We start from the raw sequence: 16,720 nt of genomic DNA on the forward strand, positions 1-16,720 counted from the left end.
ATGTTAGAGAATCAGTTACGCAACCATGACGCTTTTTCAGTGGCCACTTTAATTTATGCGCGTTTACGCCGGGTTTCCGGTCGGGTAATTGATGCACTTTATTTGGCAGAGAATCTGGACTATGCCTGGCATGTGATTCAGCTGGCAGAGCAGACCCAGGACCCAGAGTTGAGTCATCTGATCCAGCGCCTGAAAATGGTACTGGAGATTTCGGAAACAGGACAAGGTTCTGAAATAGAGGCCACGAACCTAAGCCAGCAGAATGAGCTGATCTCGGTTGAACCGGATGAAGATGATATCTATCGTGCACAAGTATCACATCGTTATATTGGTGCATTACGCTAGACAGGAGAGGGTGTGAATGCTCCAGACTGAAGCACCCATTTTTTAATATTTAAAATCAGCAGGATGTAAATCGGGTTAAATTATCTTGTTGAAAAAATAAAGATGAATCTGATTTTCTGTTTTTATTGTTCAGATGCTTTTTGTACAAGTAGCAACGTGCCCAACTATAAAAATTCGCCAATCTCTGTATAATATGTTGACTTAACGCATAAGGAATCTCTCATGCACTTGGCGGCATTGCATACACCGAGCCAGATTCAACTCAATAAAGAAGGTAATCTAAAACACTTCTTGACCATCGAAGGTCTTTCTAAAGAAACCCTGACAAAAATATTGGACACTGCACAGTCCTTTTTTAATGACCAAAATCAGCTGATCACCAATAATTTGCTGGAAGGCAAAACGGTGATGAACCTGTTCTTCGAAAATTCTACCCGTACCCGAACCACCTTTGAAGCCGCTGCCAAGCGCCTTTCTGCCAATGTTCTCAATATCGATATTGCCCGCTCGAGTACGTCTAAAGGTGAAACCCTGCGTGACACTTTATGGAATCTGGAAGCCATGGCAGCCGATATTTTCGTGGTACGTCATTCATCTTCTGGAGCGGCACATTTTATTGCCAAAGATGTCTGCCCAGACGTCGCCATTATTAACGCCGGTGATGGCCGTCATGCGCATCCAACGCAAGCCATGCTGGACATGCTGACCATTCGCCGTGAAACCAATAAAAAATTCGAAGAAATGTCGATCGCTATTATTGGCGATATCAAGCATTCGCGTGTGGCACGTTCAGATGTGGCAGCCTTGCAAACTTTGGGCTGTCAAGATATTCGAGTGATTGCACCCAATACTTTGTTGCCATTAGGCTTTGAAGAATATGGCGATGGTGTTCGTCTGTTTAACAAGATGGAAGAGGGCATTCAAGACTGCGACGTGATTATTACGCTACGTATTCAAAACGAGCGGATTGATTCTCCAGCACTTGCCTCGCAAGCCGAGTTTTACAAAATGTATGGTCTGAACAAAGAACGTCTCGCGATGGCCAAGCCTGATTGTATCGTGATGCATCCGGGACCAATGAACCGTGGGGTAGAAATTGATTCCAGCATTGCAGATGGCTCACAGTCGGTGATTCTGCATCAGGTGACCAATGGTATTGCAGTGCGTATGGCAGTACTGGCACTGGCGATGCAGGGTCAGTTACAGGAACAGGGTTTGATTGAAGCGATTGCGGTATAAGGAATAAGTCATGTCTATTGTAAAAATTGAAAATGTCCGTGTTCTCGACCCAATTGCAAAAACAGATTCGATCGAAACGGTTTATCTCGAAAATGGTAAGCGTGTAGAGGCATCCTCAGACGTTGCCGAGATCCTTGATGGTCAAGGTAAATGGCTGATGCCTACCATGGTTGACCTGTGTGCACGTCTACGTGAGCCAGGCCAGCAGCAACATGGGACTTTAAAGTCGGAAGGTAAGGCAGCACGAGCTAACGGTATCCTGCATGTATTTACCCCACCAGATTCAAAACCGATTGTTCAAGACAATGGTGCGCTGATTCACGGCCTGGTTGAAAAAGCCATGCTGGATGGTGGGATCTATTTGCAGGTAATTGGTGCGCAAACCCAAGGTTTAAATGGTCAACAGCCGGCAAATATGGCGGGTCTGAAAAAAGGTGGTTGTAGTGCCGTATCCAATGCCAGTGCGCCGTTTGCCAATGATGATGTAGTCCTGCGTACACTTGAATATGCCGCGGGTTTAGACCTGACGGTGGTGTTCTATGCTGAAGAACCACAAATTGCCAAAGATGGCTGCGTGCATGAAGGTTTTATTGCCTCACGTCAGGGCTTGCCAATGATTCCGGCACTGGCTGAAACCGTGGCAATCGCAAAATACTTGCTCATGATTGAAGCCACCCATGTACGTGCACACTTCGGTCTGTTGTCTTGTGGTGCATCTGTCGAATTGATCCGTATTGCAAAGGAAAAAGGTTTGCCGGTGACCTGTGATGTAGCGATGCACCAGCTGCATCTGACCGATCATTTGATTGACGGTTTTAACTCTCTTGCACATGTGCGTCCGCCGCTTCGTTCAGAACAGGATAAAGAATTGCTGCGTCAGGGAGTAAAATCCGGTGTGATTGATGCCATCTGCACCCATCATGAACCGCTGAGCAGCTCTGCGAAAATGGCGCCATTTGCGGAAACGCAACCAGGATTCACTGCTTTTGATACCTATGTGCCTTTTGGTCTGCAACTGATTCGTGAGGGGTTGTTAACTCCACTGGAATGGGTAGAAAAAGTAACCTTGGCTCCGGCTCGTGTTGCACAAATGGCAGATCGCTGGGTAAATGAATCAGGTTGGGTGCTACTAGATCCGGAACTGGAATGGACCCTGGATAAAGAAAGCATCGTGTCACAAGGTAAGAATACACCGTTAATCAATCAAAAAGTGCTGGGTAAAGTGATTCAAACTTATGTTGCTTAAGTAAGACAAACTTTATAAAAGTCAGCTTCGGCTGGCTTTTTTTTATTTTTTAAATTGTATTGGCGAAATGCCACACTAACAAAAATAGTGAAACTTTATGATATTCATACAATTATTTACATTTTCAAAAAATAGGGATCGTTACACTGCTTAAATATTAAACATTAGAAAAATCAAAAGAATGGTGACGATTATGAATATAGACTTTATGGAACGCTTAAAAAGTGATGTTACGGCCATTGTGCTTCAAGGTGAAACAGAGCATTTATTTGCCAAAGATCAAGCTTTGGCGCAGTTCTATCCCGTATTTTTAAGTATATTACGTGCTCGTCCCGCCTGGATCGAGATTCTTGGTCAGCAACTCAATCCAAAGATTCATGAATTATTCAATGCAAATCCGGCATTAAAGCAGCAGTTTCTGGATCAACTTGATCAGAGTGCACCACAAGAAGAAATAGAACAGACCCTGAATCGGTCAATTGTACCGACCATGAATTTCTTACAGACTGAAGCAGGGGCTTCAAGTCAGGAAGCCATTAGCCATTTGCTTGAAACTCATGCCGATTCGATTCAGCGCGCCTTGCCTGTTTGGGCTGGACCCATTCTGGCAGCGCTTGGTGTTTCCCCATTGGCCGGACACAGTTTAAATCAAGAACCTGTGCTTGAAGCGGAACCCATTATTGTGGTTCAGGAAGAGAGAAAAACAAGCTTTTTATGGCCCGTTATCATTTTTCTGATTCTGGCGGCTTTAACCCTATTTTTTATTCGTAGCTGTATGCATGATGATGATCCACAAGCCGGTCAGGACGGGCAGGTTGCCAGTGAAGCTGTAGCCGCCCAACCTGCTTCTTTGCAATTGAGTACGGGTAGCAATGGTGAAATTATAAGTTGCCAGATAGGGTTGAATAATCCGCAATATATGGAAATTCTGCAAAACGAGATTAAACAGATTTTTAATTATAATATTGGTTGCGGTACGTTGAGTAGTGATGCCTATCATTCAGAATTCACCGATCAGGATACTATTCCAACTGTTTTGAGAGCAATCCAGGGAATGCCAAATGTATCACTGGACTGGGTGGGCAATCAGGTTTTGGTGCGTGCAGCAACCAATGCTGAAGCTGAGCGTCTGGCAGCACAAATTCGTAGTCTGGCAAAAAATGTTACGGTAGTGACTCAACAGCCTCTAAATAACAGTGAGATAATCAGTAGTGCCAACAGTGAAGCAGAACAGGCGCTGGCTAGCATTAAGGAGGACGATGTTAAAGCATTGGATGTAGCGACTGCACTCAATTTACAGATTATCAATTTTGATACCGCCTCTACCGAAGTTCCAGAGGTCAATAAATTGGTGCTGGATCAGGCTGCTGCATTATTGCAACGTGCGCCACAAGTTATCCTGAAAGTTAAAGGACATGCTGATGCTCAAGGCAGCGAAGCAGAGAATAAGGCGCTGTCTGTGCAACGTGCCCAAGCGGTGACCGACTACCTCGTTCAACAAGGCGTCGATCCTGCACAGCTACAGGCGGTTGGCATGGGAGCGGATCAGCCAGTTGAACCTAATGCCACACCTGCCGGGCAGTTCCAGAACCGTCGCGTGACCTTTGAAGTCGTGAATACTGAAACGGGAGTGGTACGTGAAGTAGATGATAAAGGTGTGGTTGAGAAGACAGGAAATTAAGAGAGCGGCCTAAATAAAAAAGGACGAATTTTCGTCCTTTTTTATTATCTTAAATTAAAAAAATACTGGCGGGCTATAAGTCAGGGTTCTTCCCAGGAACCAGAGCAGGAACAGTACTAAAGGCAGATGGAAAATCAGCTGGGTAACCGTAAATCCAATCACATCTTTGGCTTTTAATTTCAGGATACCGAGCATCGGCAGCATAAAGAAAGGGTTAATCAGATTAGGCAAGGCTTCTGCCGCATTATAAATCTGCACCGACCAGCCCAGATGCACTTTCAGGTCATGTGCTGCCTGCATCACATAGGGTGCTTCGATAATCCATTTGCCTCCACCGGATGGAATAAAGAAGCCCAGAATCGCTGAATAAAGTCCCATCACGATGGCAAAGGTCTCCTGAGAAGCAATCGAAACGAAAAATTCGGCAATATAATGTGACAATGACAGATCGGCCGGGTTTAGCGCATTGGTCATCATAAAGGCAATACTGCCATACAGCGGAAACTGGATTAGCACTCCTGAAATAGCCGGAACAGCCTTGGAGACTGCATTCAGGAAATTTCGTGGTGTACCGTGCAAGGCCACGCCCAAAATCAGAAAGATAAAGTTATAGGTATTTAAGCTGGAAATGGCCAGAATCGGATTACTTTTGGAAAATTCGTTAAACATCCAGACTGCGCCCAGAATCACGATCAAAATGCTTAAAATGGGTGAATTTTCCAGCCAATCCCCCGGTCTTTTTTCGGCAGATACTTCCGGTTTTTCTTCTTCAATCTGAATCGGGAAGTGTTCAATGGTTTTAATGTCAGAGCCTTTAGGTGCTGACCAGTAAGCAATTGCGATTGAAGCTACAATCAGTACCGCCGTCATGATCATGGATTGCGGCAGGAAAATAGTCTCGGTAAATGGAATCACGCCCGTCAGGTTATAAATCGGTTCAGGCAGACTGCTTTTATTGGCCTGTAACTGTGCAGCTGAAGAACTGATGCCCAGTGCCCAGGTCGCACCCATCCCGATAATCGCGGCAGCCGCAGCAGCGCGGTAATCCATGTTAAGCTCTTTACGCTGTGCCAGTGCAATCACTAGAAGTGCAGTCAGTACAGTACTCATGGCCCAGTTAATCAGGGAAATTAACAGGCTGACCGTGGCGACCAGGACAATCGCACCACGACCGGAATGCGGCAAGCGTGCCATTTTCTGGATCAGCAGCTGGACAGGCTTGGATACGGAAACCACATAACCGACCACGATCAGCATGCACATCTGCAAGGTAAAGGGAATCAAGCTCCAGAAGCCGTCTCCAAAGGAAATCGCGACATCCTGTGCCGGTGCACCAATTCCGATGGCGGCAATCGCCACAATGATGACACCGAGTAGGGCAAAAATATAAAAATCCGGAAACCATTTTTCAGACCAGTCGCTGACGCGCATGGCGAAGCGCTGCAAAATATTTTGTTGAGTTTGCATGATTAAAATCCATTTATTCTGCAATTATTATTTTGAAATGAAGCAGCTATATATAAAAAAGCCCTTAAGAAATTTTATTCTTAAGGGCTGGCTAGATCAGGCAGCGTTACGTAGTAGCGCTACCCCAGTGACTTTTTGAATCTCTTCAAAACTTACCTCTGGTGCCAGTTCAACCAGTCGAATTCCATCAGGAGTAACATCCAGTACACCGAGGTCGGTAATAATCCGGTTCACCACAGCTTGGCCGGTAAGGGGCAGGCTACATTGCGGTACAATCTTCGGTGTACCATCTTTGGCGCAGTGTTCCATCAAGACCACGACCTTTTGTACACCCGCGACCAGATCCATGGCACCACCCATGCCTTTGACCTTTTTGCCCGGAATCATCCAGTTGGCCAGATCACCAGTTTCAGACACTTCCATTGCACCCAGAATGGCAATATTGACATGACCGCCACGGATCATGGCAAAGGAATCGGCACTTGAGAAAAATGAAGCACCTTTACGCGCTGTGACCGTCTGTTTACCGGCATTGATCAGGTCGGCATCGATAGTCTCCTCGGTTGGAAATTCGCCAATCCCCAGCAAACCATTTTCCGACTGCAGCCAGACATTGATATTTTCCGGAATATAATTCGCGACTAGCGTCGGCAGGCCAATCCCTAAATTGACATAGAAACCATCTTCAAGCTCTTGTGCTGCGCGCTGCGCCATTTGATTACGTGTCCAAGCCATGATCAAGCCTCCGCCTTTAAAGTCATCTGTTCAATGCGTTTTTCCGGTTGGGTATTCAGTACAATCCGGTTCACATAAATGCCGGGTAGATGGATTTCATCCGGCTCCAGCACGCCAATTTCGACAATTTCTTCAACTTCAGCAATGGTGACTTTACCCGCCATGGCACAGACCGGATTAAAGTTTTGGGCGGTTTTACGGAAAATCAGGTTGCCAGCTTTATCTGCCTTATAGGCTTTGACTAGCGCCACATCGGCAGTTAAAGATTCTTCCAGAATGTAAGACTTGCCATTAAATTCACGGACATCCTTACCTTCAGCGATCACGGTTCCGACACCCGTCGCCGTATAAAAAGCCGGAATACCGGCACCGCCAGCACGTAATTTTTCTGCCAGTGTACCCTGTGGGGTCAGTTCAACTTCCAGTTCACCATTTAAATATTGACGTTCAAACTCTTTATTTTCACCGACATAAGATGAAATCATTTTTTTAATCTGTTTGGTTTCCAGCAGAAGTCCGAGACCGAAGCCGTCTACGCCGGCATTGTTGGAAATACAGGTGAGTTGTTTAGCACCTGTTTCTTTTAAAGCTACGATCAAAGCTTCTGGAATACCGCATAAACCAAAACCACCAACGGCCAGGGTATGACCATCTTGCACCACATCCTTTAAGGCGGATTGAGCGCTGTCATAAACCTTGTTTGACATCTTGTCACCTCTATTATTGTTGTAGCAGACTTCAATCTGCTGCTTATATCCTTATGGTTTGCTTAAGATCATTTTGCTCAAGCAAGTTTATTTTCAAGCACAGGCTTTTTGCCAATAGGCATTGGCATAATTGGATGGATTGTTGCGCTGCAAGACTTCACTGATATTACGGCTGGCCTGCATCAAGGCGTCCAGCTGAATACCGGTTTCAAAGCCCATATTCGAGAGCAGGTAATACAGGTCCTCAGTTGAAACATTGCCTGAAGCGCCTTTGGCATAAGGGCAGCCACCTAAGCCTGCAATGGATGAATCAAATACGCGAATGCCTTGTAATAGCGACTGGTAGATATTGGCGATGGCCATGCCATAAGTATTATGAAAATGGCCTGCCAAAACTTTAGCATCAAGTTCAGCCAGACAAGCCTCCCAGACATTTTTCACCCGATCCGGTGTTGCTGTACCAATGGTTTCACCCAATGACACTTCGTAGCAGCCCATCTCCAGCAAACGCTGGGTGACTTTTACCACCTGCTTTGGATCAATGGCACCTTCATAAGGGCAGTCCACCATGCAGGAGACATAGCCGCGCACCTTAATGTCATTGGCTTTGGCGGCTGCCATGACATCGGCAAACTTCTCGAAGCTTTCATCAATCGAGCAATTGATGTTTTTGCGGGTAAAGCTTTCAGAAGCAGCGGTAAATACCGCCACTTCCTTGCAACCTACAGCCAGTGCCGATTCAAAACCTTTCAGATTTGGGGTCAGCAGACTGAATTGAATATTCGGATCTTGGGGTAGGCTGGCAAAGAGCACATCACTGTCTGCCATTTGCGGTACCCATTTGGCTGAAACGCAGGAGCCGACTTCGATGCACTGTAGACCGGTTTTCATCAGGTCTACAATCAGGTTTTTCCGGTCATCCAATGTCAAAGGTGTTTTTTCATTTTGCAGGCCATCGCGTGGCCCGACTTCTACGATTTTGACAAAATCCGTCATGCAACTTCCTCCGCCAGTGGCTGGAATTCGACCAGTTCATCACCGGCCTTGACTTGGTCACCTTTCTGGAAATATGAACTTGCAATGATGCCGTCATGCGGTGCACGAATTGAATATTCGATCTTCATGGCTTCCAGCGTCATCAGCACATCATCTTTTTTGACTTTGTCATTGGCTGCCACGAGCACCTGGGTAATGACACCTGGCATTGGCGCGATCAGATTATTTTCCGTGCCTTGTTCATCCTGATTATTAAAATCAGACTTCAGGTAATTGAACTTATAGCTTTGACCATTCTGGAACAGGGTAATGCCTTGCTCAGTCTGGCTAAAAGCCAGTTTTTGCTGTTTACCCGCCAGTTGCAACGCTAAAGTATGGGCATCGACGAGCTGACCTTGAATCTCAATCTGCTGACCGTTATAGCTGGCGACAAATCCTTGATCTTGGGTGCTGAACTGAGCTTTTAGGGTAAAACCATTACGTTGTAATTGCACTGTATGGCTATTTTTCTGGTTCAGGCGCCAGAATGCTTTTTGCTGCCACACCGGATTGCTTGGAACGGGGTTCTGTGCCTGACGTGACAGTAGCTCAATCAGTGCAGCACTAATCACCAGTTCGGCACTGATATCCGCAGAAGGTTTGAGCAGAAATTCTTCTTCACGCTGAATCAGGCCAGTATCTAAATGTGCATTTTTAAAAGATTCGCACAGCACCAGGCGATCTAGAAAAGCAATATTGTTACCCAGACCATCAACATGGAACTGACCCAGTGCATGGTGCATTTGGGTCAAGGCTGCTTCACGGTTTTTGCCCCAGACAATCAGTTTGGCAATCATCGGATCATAATAGGTGCTGATTTCATCACCTTCGACAATACCGCTATCGACACGGACACAGTCACTTTGCTCCGGATAATGCAGGTAGCTGATCTGACCAATCGCAGGAATAAAGCCTTTTTCCGGTTCTTCGGCATAAACACGGGCTTCGAGTGCATGTCCATGAATCTGCAATTCATGCTGTTGCTTTGGTAAAGGCTCACCAAAAGCTACGCGCAGTTGCCATTCCACCAGATCCTGTCCGGTAATCATTTCCGTCACTGGATGTTCAACCTGAAGACGGGTGTTCATTTCCATGAAGTAAGCTGTGCCGTCTTGCTCCACGATAAACTCGACTGTACCGGCACCGACATAATTTACTGCACGCGCAGCATCGATTGCCGCCTGACGCATCGCCTCCAGTTTGTCTTCCGGCATTTTCGGTGCAGGCGCTTCTTCCAGCACTTTCTGGTGGCGACGTTGTACCGAACAATCACGCTCAAACAGATGTACATAGTTGCCGTGAGTATCACCAAACACCTGAACTTCAATATGACGTGGTTGAATCACATAACGTTCAATCAGTACATCTTCATTACCAAAACTAGAGCGTGCTTCACTCTTACATGAAGCAAGCGAGCTAAGAAAATCTTCGCTGCGTTCCACTAGACGCATGCCTTTACCACCACCGCCAGCACTGGCCTTGATCAGCACCGGATAGCCAATACTGTCGGCCTGTTGTTTCAGGAAGTCGGCATCCTGATTGGTACCATGATAACCGGGGGTTAAAGGCACACCGGCTTTTTCCATCAGGGCTTTAGATGTGGCTTTCAGACCCATTGCCAGAATGGCATCGACTGGTGGGCCAATAAACACAATATTGTTGTCCTGACAGGCCAGGGCGAATTGGTCATTTTCAGACAAGAAACCATAACCTGGGTGAATTGCCTGAGCGCCTGTGGTTTTTGCTGCCTGAATAATACGGTCAATCTGTAAATAACTCTGTGCTGCTGGCGACTCACCAATATAGATCGCTTCATCTGCCAGTTTGACGTGTTGTGATTGTGCATCGGCATCGGAGTAGACGGCAACGGTGGCAATACCTAATTTCTTCGCTGTACGAATCACACGGCAGGCAATTTCACCACGGTTGGCAATTAAAATCTTTTCAAACATTGTAGGATCCTTCTTGTTGTTATGCCGTGGTCTTGATCCAGGCTGGGCTTTGTTTGTTCAAAAATGCATTCAGTCCATTTTTAGCCTCATCTCCCTGGCGAATATGGGCAATATGCTGTGCTGTTTTAAGCAGTAAATCTTCGGTCAAAACCTGTTGGTCAACCAGTTGAATCAACTGTTTGGATGCGCTCTGTGCAGTAGGACCACCCAGTAAAAGTGCTTCCACAATTTCATCAATTTTGCTGTCGAGCTGTTCCGGTGGAGTGACTTCATGCGCAAGACCAATGCTTTTGGCCTGTTCAGCAGTAATCCGCTCGGCGGTCAGGAAATAACGTGAGGCCTGACGGGCCCCAATCGCACGAATCACATACGGGCTGATGGTCGAAGGTGCCAGACCTAAACGTACTTCCGACGTCGCAAACTTGGCATCGGTACTGGCGATGCAGATATCACAGGCCGAAGCCAGTCCCATGCCGCCGCCAAAGGCAATACCATGTACCCGGGCAATCGTTGGCTGTTTCAAGGTTGCCAGACTTTGCAGCATTTTTGCCAGTTTGAGCGCATCCGCCTCATTGTCTGCCTGTGATGCCTGACCGGCCTGTTTCATCCAGTTCAGGTCAGCGCCCGCAGAGAAACTTTTGCCACGACCTGCCAGAATCACGACACGCACATCGTCACGGTTATTGAGAGACTGGAAGCAAGTATGCAGTTCTTCAATGACTTGGGTATTAAAGGCATTGTGCAGTTCAGCGCGATTAATCCAGACCGTTGCCACCTGATTCTGCTGTTCGAGCTGTAAAAATTGATAATCCATTTTTGAAACCTCTTACATACGGAACACGCCGAATTTGGTTGGTTGGATGGGCGCATTCAGGGCTGTAGCCAGACTCAAGGCTAGTACTTCACGCGATTGCGCTGGATCAATCACACCATCATCCCATAAACGCGATGATGCATAATAAGGATGGCCTTGGCGTTCGTATTGGTCACGAATCGGTTGTTTAAACTGGTCTTCTTCTTCTGCTGACCAGCTGCCACCTTTCTGTTCAATCTGGTCACGTTTTAAGGTCGACAAAACGCTGGATGCCTGTTCACCGCCCATCACTGAAATACGCGAGTTTGGCCAGGTCCACATAAAGCGTGGCGAATAAGCACGACCACACATGCCGTAGTTGCCGGCACCAAAAGAACCGCCAATCACTAGAGTCAACTTAGGCACATTGGCGTTGGCGACGGCCATCACCAGTTTGGCACCATTTTTGGCAATGCCTTCATTTTCATACTGGCGACCGACCATAAAGCCGGTAATGTTTTGCAGGAAAATCAGTGGAATATTGCGTTGGGTACACAGTTCAATAAAATGTGCGCCTTTTTGGGCAGACTCGGAAAATAAAATCCCGTTATTGGCAATTATCCCGACCGGCATGCCATAGAGCTTGGCAAAACCGGTCACCAAGGTAGTGCCGAAACGTGCTTTGAACTCGTCAAAACGTGAGCCATCGACAATACGCGCGATCACTTCACGGATATCAAAAGGCTTGCGTGCGTCACTCGGCACAATGCCGTACAGTTCCGAACTGTCAAACAGCGGCGCTTCGATTTCATCTGCGGTTTTGTTTGGCTTTTTGTTCAGGTTGGCCACGATGTTGCGGGCAATTGCAAGTGCATGTTCATCATTTTCTGCCAGATGATCAGCCACACCAGACAAACGGGTATGCACATCACCACCACCGAGATCCTCACTGGACACCACTTCACCGGTAGCTGCCTTAACCAGAGGAGGGCCGCCGAGGAAAATCGTGCCCTGATTGCGGACAATAATGGTTTCATCCGACATGGCAGGCACATAAGCACCGCCTGCAGTACAGCTACCCATCACCACTGCAATCTGGGCGATACCTTGGCTCGACATACGTGCCTGATTGTAGAAAATACGGCCGAAGTGATCGCGGTCTGGAAATACTTCATCCTGTAAAGGCAAATATGCACCGCCTGAATCCACCAGATAAATACAGGTCAGATTGTTCTGTTCGGCAATTTCCTGGGCACGTAAATGCTTTTTCACTGTTAATGGATAATAAGTACCGCCTTTCACCGTAGCATCATTGGCGATGATCATGCAGGTCACACCGTTGACCTGACCAACACCAGCGACCACACCTGCGGCAGGAACATCATCCTGATACACCTGATAGGCAGCCAGTTGACCAATTTCCAGAAAAGCGGTTCCTGGATCAATCAGGTGATTAATCCGTTCACGTGGTAACAGCTTGCCGCGATCTAAATGTTTTTGGCGGGCAGTTTCGCCGCCACCCAAAGCAATTTTTTCAACTTTCTGTTTTAGGTCATCCACCAGTTGCAGCATGGCAGTCTGGTTGGTTTTAAACTCTTCACTACGTATATTGATTTTGCTCGATAACTGATTCATGACGAACATCCTTGTTTTATTCTAAGTGTTAAGATTTAGGCTGTTTCGTTGAAAAGTTCACGGCCAATCAGCATGCGGCGGATTTCTGAAGTACCGGCGCCAATTTCATACAGTTTGGCATCGCGCCATAAACGGCCTGCAGCAAACTCGTTGATATAACCGTTACCACCTAAAGTCTGAATGGTTTCACCCGCCATCCAGGTCGCTTTTTCAGCAGCATATAAAATGGCACTGGCAGCATCTTTACGCAGACTACGGCTATGTTCGGCCTTGTCACATTCGGCGCCGACCGCATAAACCAGTGCCTTACATGCCAGCCAGGTCGAATACATGTCAGCGATTTTGCCCTGCATTAACTGGAATTCACCCAGTGCCTGACCAAACTGTTTACGGTCATGAATATACGGAATCACGGTGTCCATGCAGGCATCCATAATCCCCAGCGGGCCGGCACTCAATACAGCCCGCTCGTAATCCAGCCCGCTCATCAAGACTTTGGTGCCATTGCCGACGCCGCCCATGACGTTTTCTTTCGGAACTTCAACATTGTCAAAAAATAGCGGATAAGTATTGGAACCGCGCATACCCAGTTTGTCCAAATGCGTGCCATGGCTGAAACCTGGCATATTTTTCTCTACCAGAAAGGCAGTCATGCCTTTGGCACCGGCCTGCAAATCAGTTTTTGCATAGACCACCAGGACATCGGCATCGCCACCATTGGTGATCCACATTTTTGAACCATTCAGCAGGTAGTGATCGCCTTTGTCTTCCGCTTTGAGCTTCATGCTCACCACATCCGAGCCTGCATTCGGTTCAGACATTGCCAAGGCACCGACATATTCACCTGAAATCAGTTTAGGCAGATAACGCTGTTTCTGTTCTTCCGTACCATTTCGCTTAATTTGGTTCACACATAGGTTAGAATGTGCGCCATAGGACAAACCAATGGATGCTGAAGCACGGGAAATTTCCTGCATGGCAATGATATGGGCCAGATAACCGAAATTTGAACCGCCATATTCCTCACTGACCGTTAAACCGAGCAGGCCCATCTCGCCAAATTTTTTCCAGAGTTGAGCCGGAAACTCATTGTCACGGTCGACCTGTTGGGCAATCGGGGCAATTTCCTTGGCGCAAAATGCGGCCACTGAATCACGAAGCGCAATCAGAGTTTCATCTAAACCGAAATCCAAGCTTTGTAAATTCATTCTTCATCCATCCTGAGGTTATATTTGTTGTGTCCAAAAAAGCATTTTTGTTGTGCTTGAGGTTTAACATACAACGAAAAAATAAAAAAGTGAATCTATATTCACAAAATGATTTACAATTCATTTTATCTTGTTGAGATTAATTTTATGAGTTATAAAAGATCATCATTGATGCAGGAACGGATGGAACAAAATCGTCTGTCGATTTTGCAATCTGCTCGTGAACTGATTACTGAAGGGGGCTTTAAAGAGGCGTCGATACAGGCGATTGCAGAACGCGCAGGCGTATCTACAGGGCTGGTCTATCGGTATTTCGAGAATAAAAGCCAGATTTTAATTGAGGTTTTGTCGGCGGCAATTCAGCATGAAGTCGGAATTTTAGTCCATATTGCTGAATCGGATTTATCGGCAAGACTGAAATTGCAAAAATCTGTTACAACTTTTGTGAAGCGTGCCATGAATAGCCCTCAATTGGCATATTCACTGATGTTCGAGCCGGTTGATCCGGAAATGGAACATGAGCGTTTTCGCAGTAAGCAGCTGCTCAAGCAGAGCATTAAGGAGATTCTGGCCGAAGGAAAGGTCAATGGAGAATTCGAATTTGAAGATTTGAATACCGCAGCACTAGGTGTGGTTGGCGCCATGACCTTTGTGGTAATCGAACCTTTGAATCCGTCCCGCAATGTGATGTTTGATCAGAAATATAAGGATCACTTTGTCAAACAGATTGCCGATTTTTGTGTTAACGCAGTACGTCGACAGGAGGGAAATCCAGCAGCATAAGCACACAAAAACAGGCACACAGACAAGGTCGTCGTGGTCATAAAACAATTAGTAAAGTTGAAAATCAGAATTACAAAGAATCAAGGAGATCGATTCAATGACACAAGTACGGTTAAGCTATGCCTATGGAACCAGCAGCCAGCCTTTATTGGGCATGACGATTGGTGAAAAATTTGATCAGGCTTGTGAGCAGTATGCACAAAGTGATGCAGTGGTTAGTCTGCACCAGAACATACGTCTCAGTTACCGGCAGCTACAGGAACAGGTCAATGCCTTTGCTTGTCAGCTGCTGAAACTGGGTATGCAAAAAGGAGATCGTCTGGCGATCTGGTCGCCGAACTGTGTGGAATGGACCATTACCCAGTTTGCAGCCTTCAAGGCAGGTATTATTCTGGTTAACCTGAATCCCGCTTATAAAAGCAATGAACTGGAATATGTGCTGAACAAGGTGTCTTGTAAGGGATTGGTGATTGCTTCCCAGTTTAAAACGACGGACTATCAGGAAATTCTGACTAAAATTGCACCGGAATTGCAGGAAACCGAAGATAAATTTCTTAATGCAGAGCGCCTGCCGCATTTAAAACATGTGATTAAAATTGATGACCAGCAGCATACCGGCATCCACCGGTTTCAGGATTTGCTGAGCTCGCCTGGCGAACAAGAGCTGCAACAACTGCAACAGATCTCCAGTGAATTGCAGTTCGATGAAACCATTAATATCCAGTTTACCTCGGGCACCACGGGCAATCCGAAAGGCACCATGCTGACCCATAATAATATTTTAAATAATGGGTACTTTGTCGGTGAAGCGATTCATTTAGGTCCAGAAGACCGCGTCTGTATTTCAGTTCCTTTATTTCATTGTTTTGGCATGGTGATGGGTAATCTGGCCTGTATTACGCACGGTTCTGCCATGATTTATCCGTCTGCCGTGTTTAATCCGCTGGAAACCCTGAAAGCCATCCAGCAGGAAAAATGTACCGCGGCTTATGGTGTGCCGACCATGTTTATCGCCATTCTTGAGCATGAACAGTTTGACGAATTTGATCTGTCCAGTCTGCGTACCGGGATTATGGCGGGTAGTCCATGCCCGCAGGAGATTATGCAGCGCGTGATTGAACGTATGCATATGTCTGAAATTACCATCTGTTATGGTATGACCGAAACTGCGCCAGTAAGTGCACAAAGTTCTACTGAAGACAGTGTTGAACAACGTGTCAGTACGGTTGGTCGGGTACATCCGCATCTGGAAGTCAAAATTGTGGATGAAAGTGGCAAGGTCGTGCCACGCGGCCAATTGGGCGAGCTATGTGTACGCGGTTATTCCGTAATGCTCGGTTACTGGGAAGACCAGGATAAAACCCAGGAAGTGATTGATACAGCGCGCTGGATGCATACCGGTGATATTGCTGAAATGGATGATGAGGGCTTTGTCAAAATCAAGGGGCGAATCAAGGATGTCGTCATTCGTGGTGGGGAAAACCTGTTCCCGAAAGAAATTGAAGATTTCCTTTATACCCATCCGGCTGTTTCAGATGTACAGGTGATTGGGGTACCAGACCATAAATATGGAGAAGAGCTTTGTGCTTGTATCATCCTGCATGAAAATGATCCTTGTACCGAAGACGTAATCCGTGAGTATTGTGCAGAACATATCTCGCATAACAAAGTGCCGCGTTATGTGCGTTTCTTCCATGAATTCCCGATGACGGCTTCAGGGAAGGCGCAGAAGTTCAAATTGCGTGAATTTATGCGTGAAGAGTTGAACTTGAAAGAGATTGCTTAAATTGTATTGATGCAATTCTTAAGTGGGGCAAAGCAGTATTTAATGCATGCATTGCCTCCATTTATATAACGGTTTCGATATCAATGTTCAGGCTTTTCTTACTTTTGA

Annotated in this window: 14 protein-coding genes; 6 read left to right on the plus strand and 8 right to left on the minus strand. The window is 46.4% G+C overall.

Annotated elements, in window-relative coordinates:
* The 4 genes from VXQ92_RS11780 to VXQ92_RS11795 all read left to right on the plus strand — a co-directional run bounded on the left by VXQ92_RS11780 (window position 1) and on the right by VXQ92_RS11795 (window position 4,511).
* On the plus strand, window positions 1-345 hold the full coding sequence (locus VXQ92_RS11780) for a hypothetical protein (protein WP_416681820.1): 345 nt from the start codon (window positions 1-3) through the stop codon (window positions 343-345).
* Window positions 346-567: 222 nt separating this feature from the next.
* Window positions 568-1,584 (plus strand): aspartate carbamoyltransferase catalytic subunit, encoded by a 1,017-nt coding sequence (locus VXQ92_RS11785; protein ID WP_064101764.1) that lies wholly within the window; start codon window positions 568-570, stop codon window positions 1,582-1,584.
* Between the two features lie 10 nt (window positions 1,585-1,594).
* Window positions 1,595-2,830, plus strand: coding sequence for an aspartate carbamoyltransferase (locus tag VXQ92_RS11790; protein ID WP_416681822.1), 1,236 nt, complete (start codon window positions 1,595-1,597; stop codon window positions 2,828-2,830).
* Window positions 2,831-3,011: 181 nt separating this feature from the next.
* Window positions 3,012-4,511 (plus strand): OmpA family protein, encoded by a 1,500-nt coding sequence (locus VXQ92_RS11795; RefSeq protein ID WP_416681824.1) that lies wholly within the window; start codon window positions 3,012-3,014, stop codon window positions 4,509-4,511.
* Between the two features lie 54 nt (window positions 4,512-4,565).
* Here VXQ92_RS11795 and VXQ92_RS11800 read toward each other — a convergent pair whose 3' ends face one another.
* From VXQ92_RS11800 to VXQ92_RS11835, 8 genes are all read right to left on the minus strand, one after another.
* Window positions 4,566-5,978 (minus strand): short-chain fatty acid transporter, encoded by a 1,413-nt coding sequence (locus VXQ92_RS11800; protein WP_416681826.1) that lies wholly within the window; start codon window positions 5,976-5,978, stop codon window positions 4,566-4,568.
* A 96-nt stretch (window positions 5,979-6,074) separates the two neighbouring features.
* Entirely contained in the window at window positions 6,075-6,713 is a 639-nt protein-coding gene (locus VXQ92_RS11805) for a CoA transferase subunit B (protein ID WP_064095833.1), read from the minus strand.
* A gap of 2 nt (window positions 6,714-6,715) precedes the next feature.
* Window positions 6,716-7,420, minus strand: coding sequence for a CoA transferase subunit A (locus VXQ92_RS11810; protein WP_064095834.1), 705 nt, complete (start codon window positions 7,418-7,420; stop codon window positions 6,716-6,718).
* Window positions 7,421-7,513: 93 nt separating this feature from the next.
* A complete protein-coding gene (locus VXQ92_RS11815; RefSeq protein WP_416681828.1) occupies window positions 7,514-8,416 on the minus strand; it encodes a hydroxymethylglutaryl-CoA lyase in 903 nt (300 codons plus the stop codon).
* Window positions 8,413-10,407, minus strand: coding sequence for an acetyl/propionyl/methylcrotonyl-CoA carboxylase subunit alpha (locus VXQ92_RS11820; protein WP_416681830.1), 1,995 nt, complete (start codon window positions 10,405-10,407; stop codon window positions 8,413-8,415). The genes VXQ92_RS11815 and VXQ92_RS11820 overlap by 4 nt, the downstream gene beginning before the upstream one ends.
* A 19-nt stretch (window positions 10,408-10,426) precedes the next feature.
* Entirely contained in the window at window positions 10,427-11,221 is a 795-nt protein-coding gene (locus VXQ92_RS11825) for an enoyl-CoA hydratase/isomerase family protein (protein ID WP_416681831.1), read from the minus strand.
* Window positions 11,222-11,233: 12 nt separating this feature from the next.
* The gene (locus VXQ92_RS11830; RefSeq protein ID WP_416681832.1) at window positions 11,234-12,835 is read right to left on the minus strand and encodes a carboxyl transferase domain-containing protein; all 1,602 of its coding nucleotides are present in this window, start codon (window positions 12,833-12,835) and stop codon (window positions 11,234-11,236) included.
* A gap of 35 nt (window positions 12,836-12,870) precedes the next feature.
* Window positions 12,871-14,043 carry an isovaleryl-CoA dehydrogenase gene (locus VXQ92_RS11835; RefSeq protein WP_191730697.1) on the minus strand — a complete coding sequence of 391 codons (1,173 nt, stop codon included), beginning with the start codon at window positions 14,041-14,043 and terminating at the stop codon, window positions 12,871-12,873.
* 147 nt (window positions 14,044-14,190) lie between these two features.
* On the opposite strand from VXQ92_RS11835, the gene VXQ92_RS11840 reads away from it, so the two are divergent.
* Both VXQ92_RS11840 and VXQ92_RS11845 read left to right on the plus strand, forming a co-directional pair.
* The gene (locus tag VXQ92_RS11840) at window positions 14,191-14,826 is read left to right on the plus strand and encodes a TetR/AcrR family transcriptional regulator (protein WP_064095839.1); all 636 of its coding nucleotides are present in this window, start codon (window positions 14,191-14,193) and stop codon (window positions 14,824-14,826) included.
* A gap of 97 nt (window positions 14,827-14,923) precedes the next feature.
* Window positions 14,924-16,612, plus strand: coding sequence for an AMP-binding protein (locus VXQ92_RS11845; RefSeq protein ID WP_144724398.1), 1,689 nt, complete (start codon window positions 14,924-14,926; stop codon window positions 16,610-16,612).
* Window positions 16,613-16,720 lie beyond the last annotated feature (108 nt).

This window comes from Acinetobacter sp. 228, from assembly GCF_048147885.1.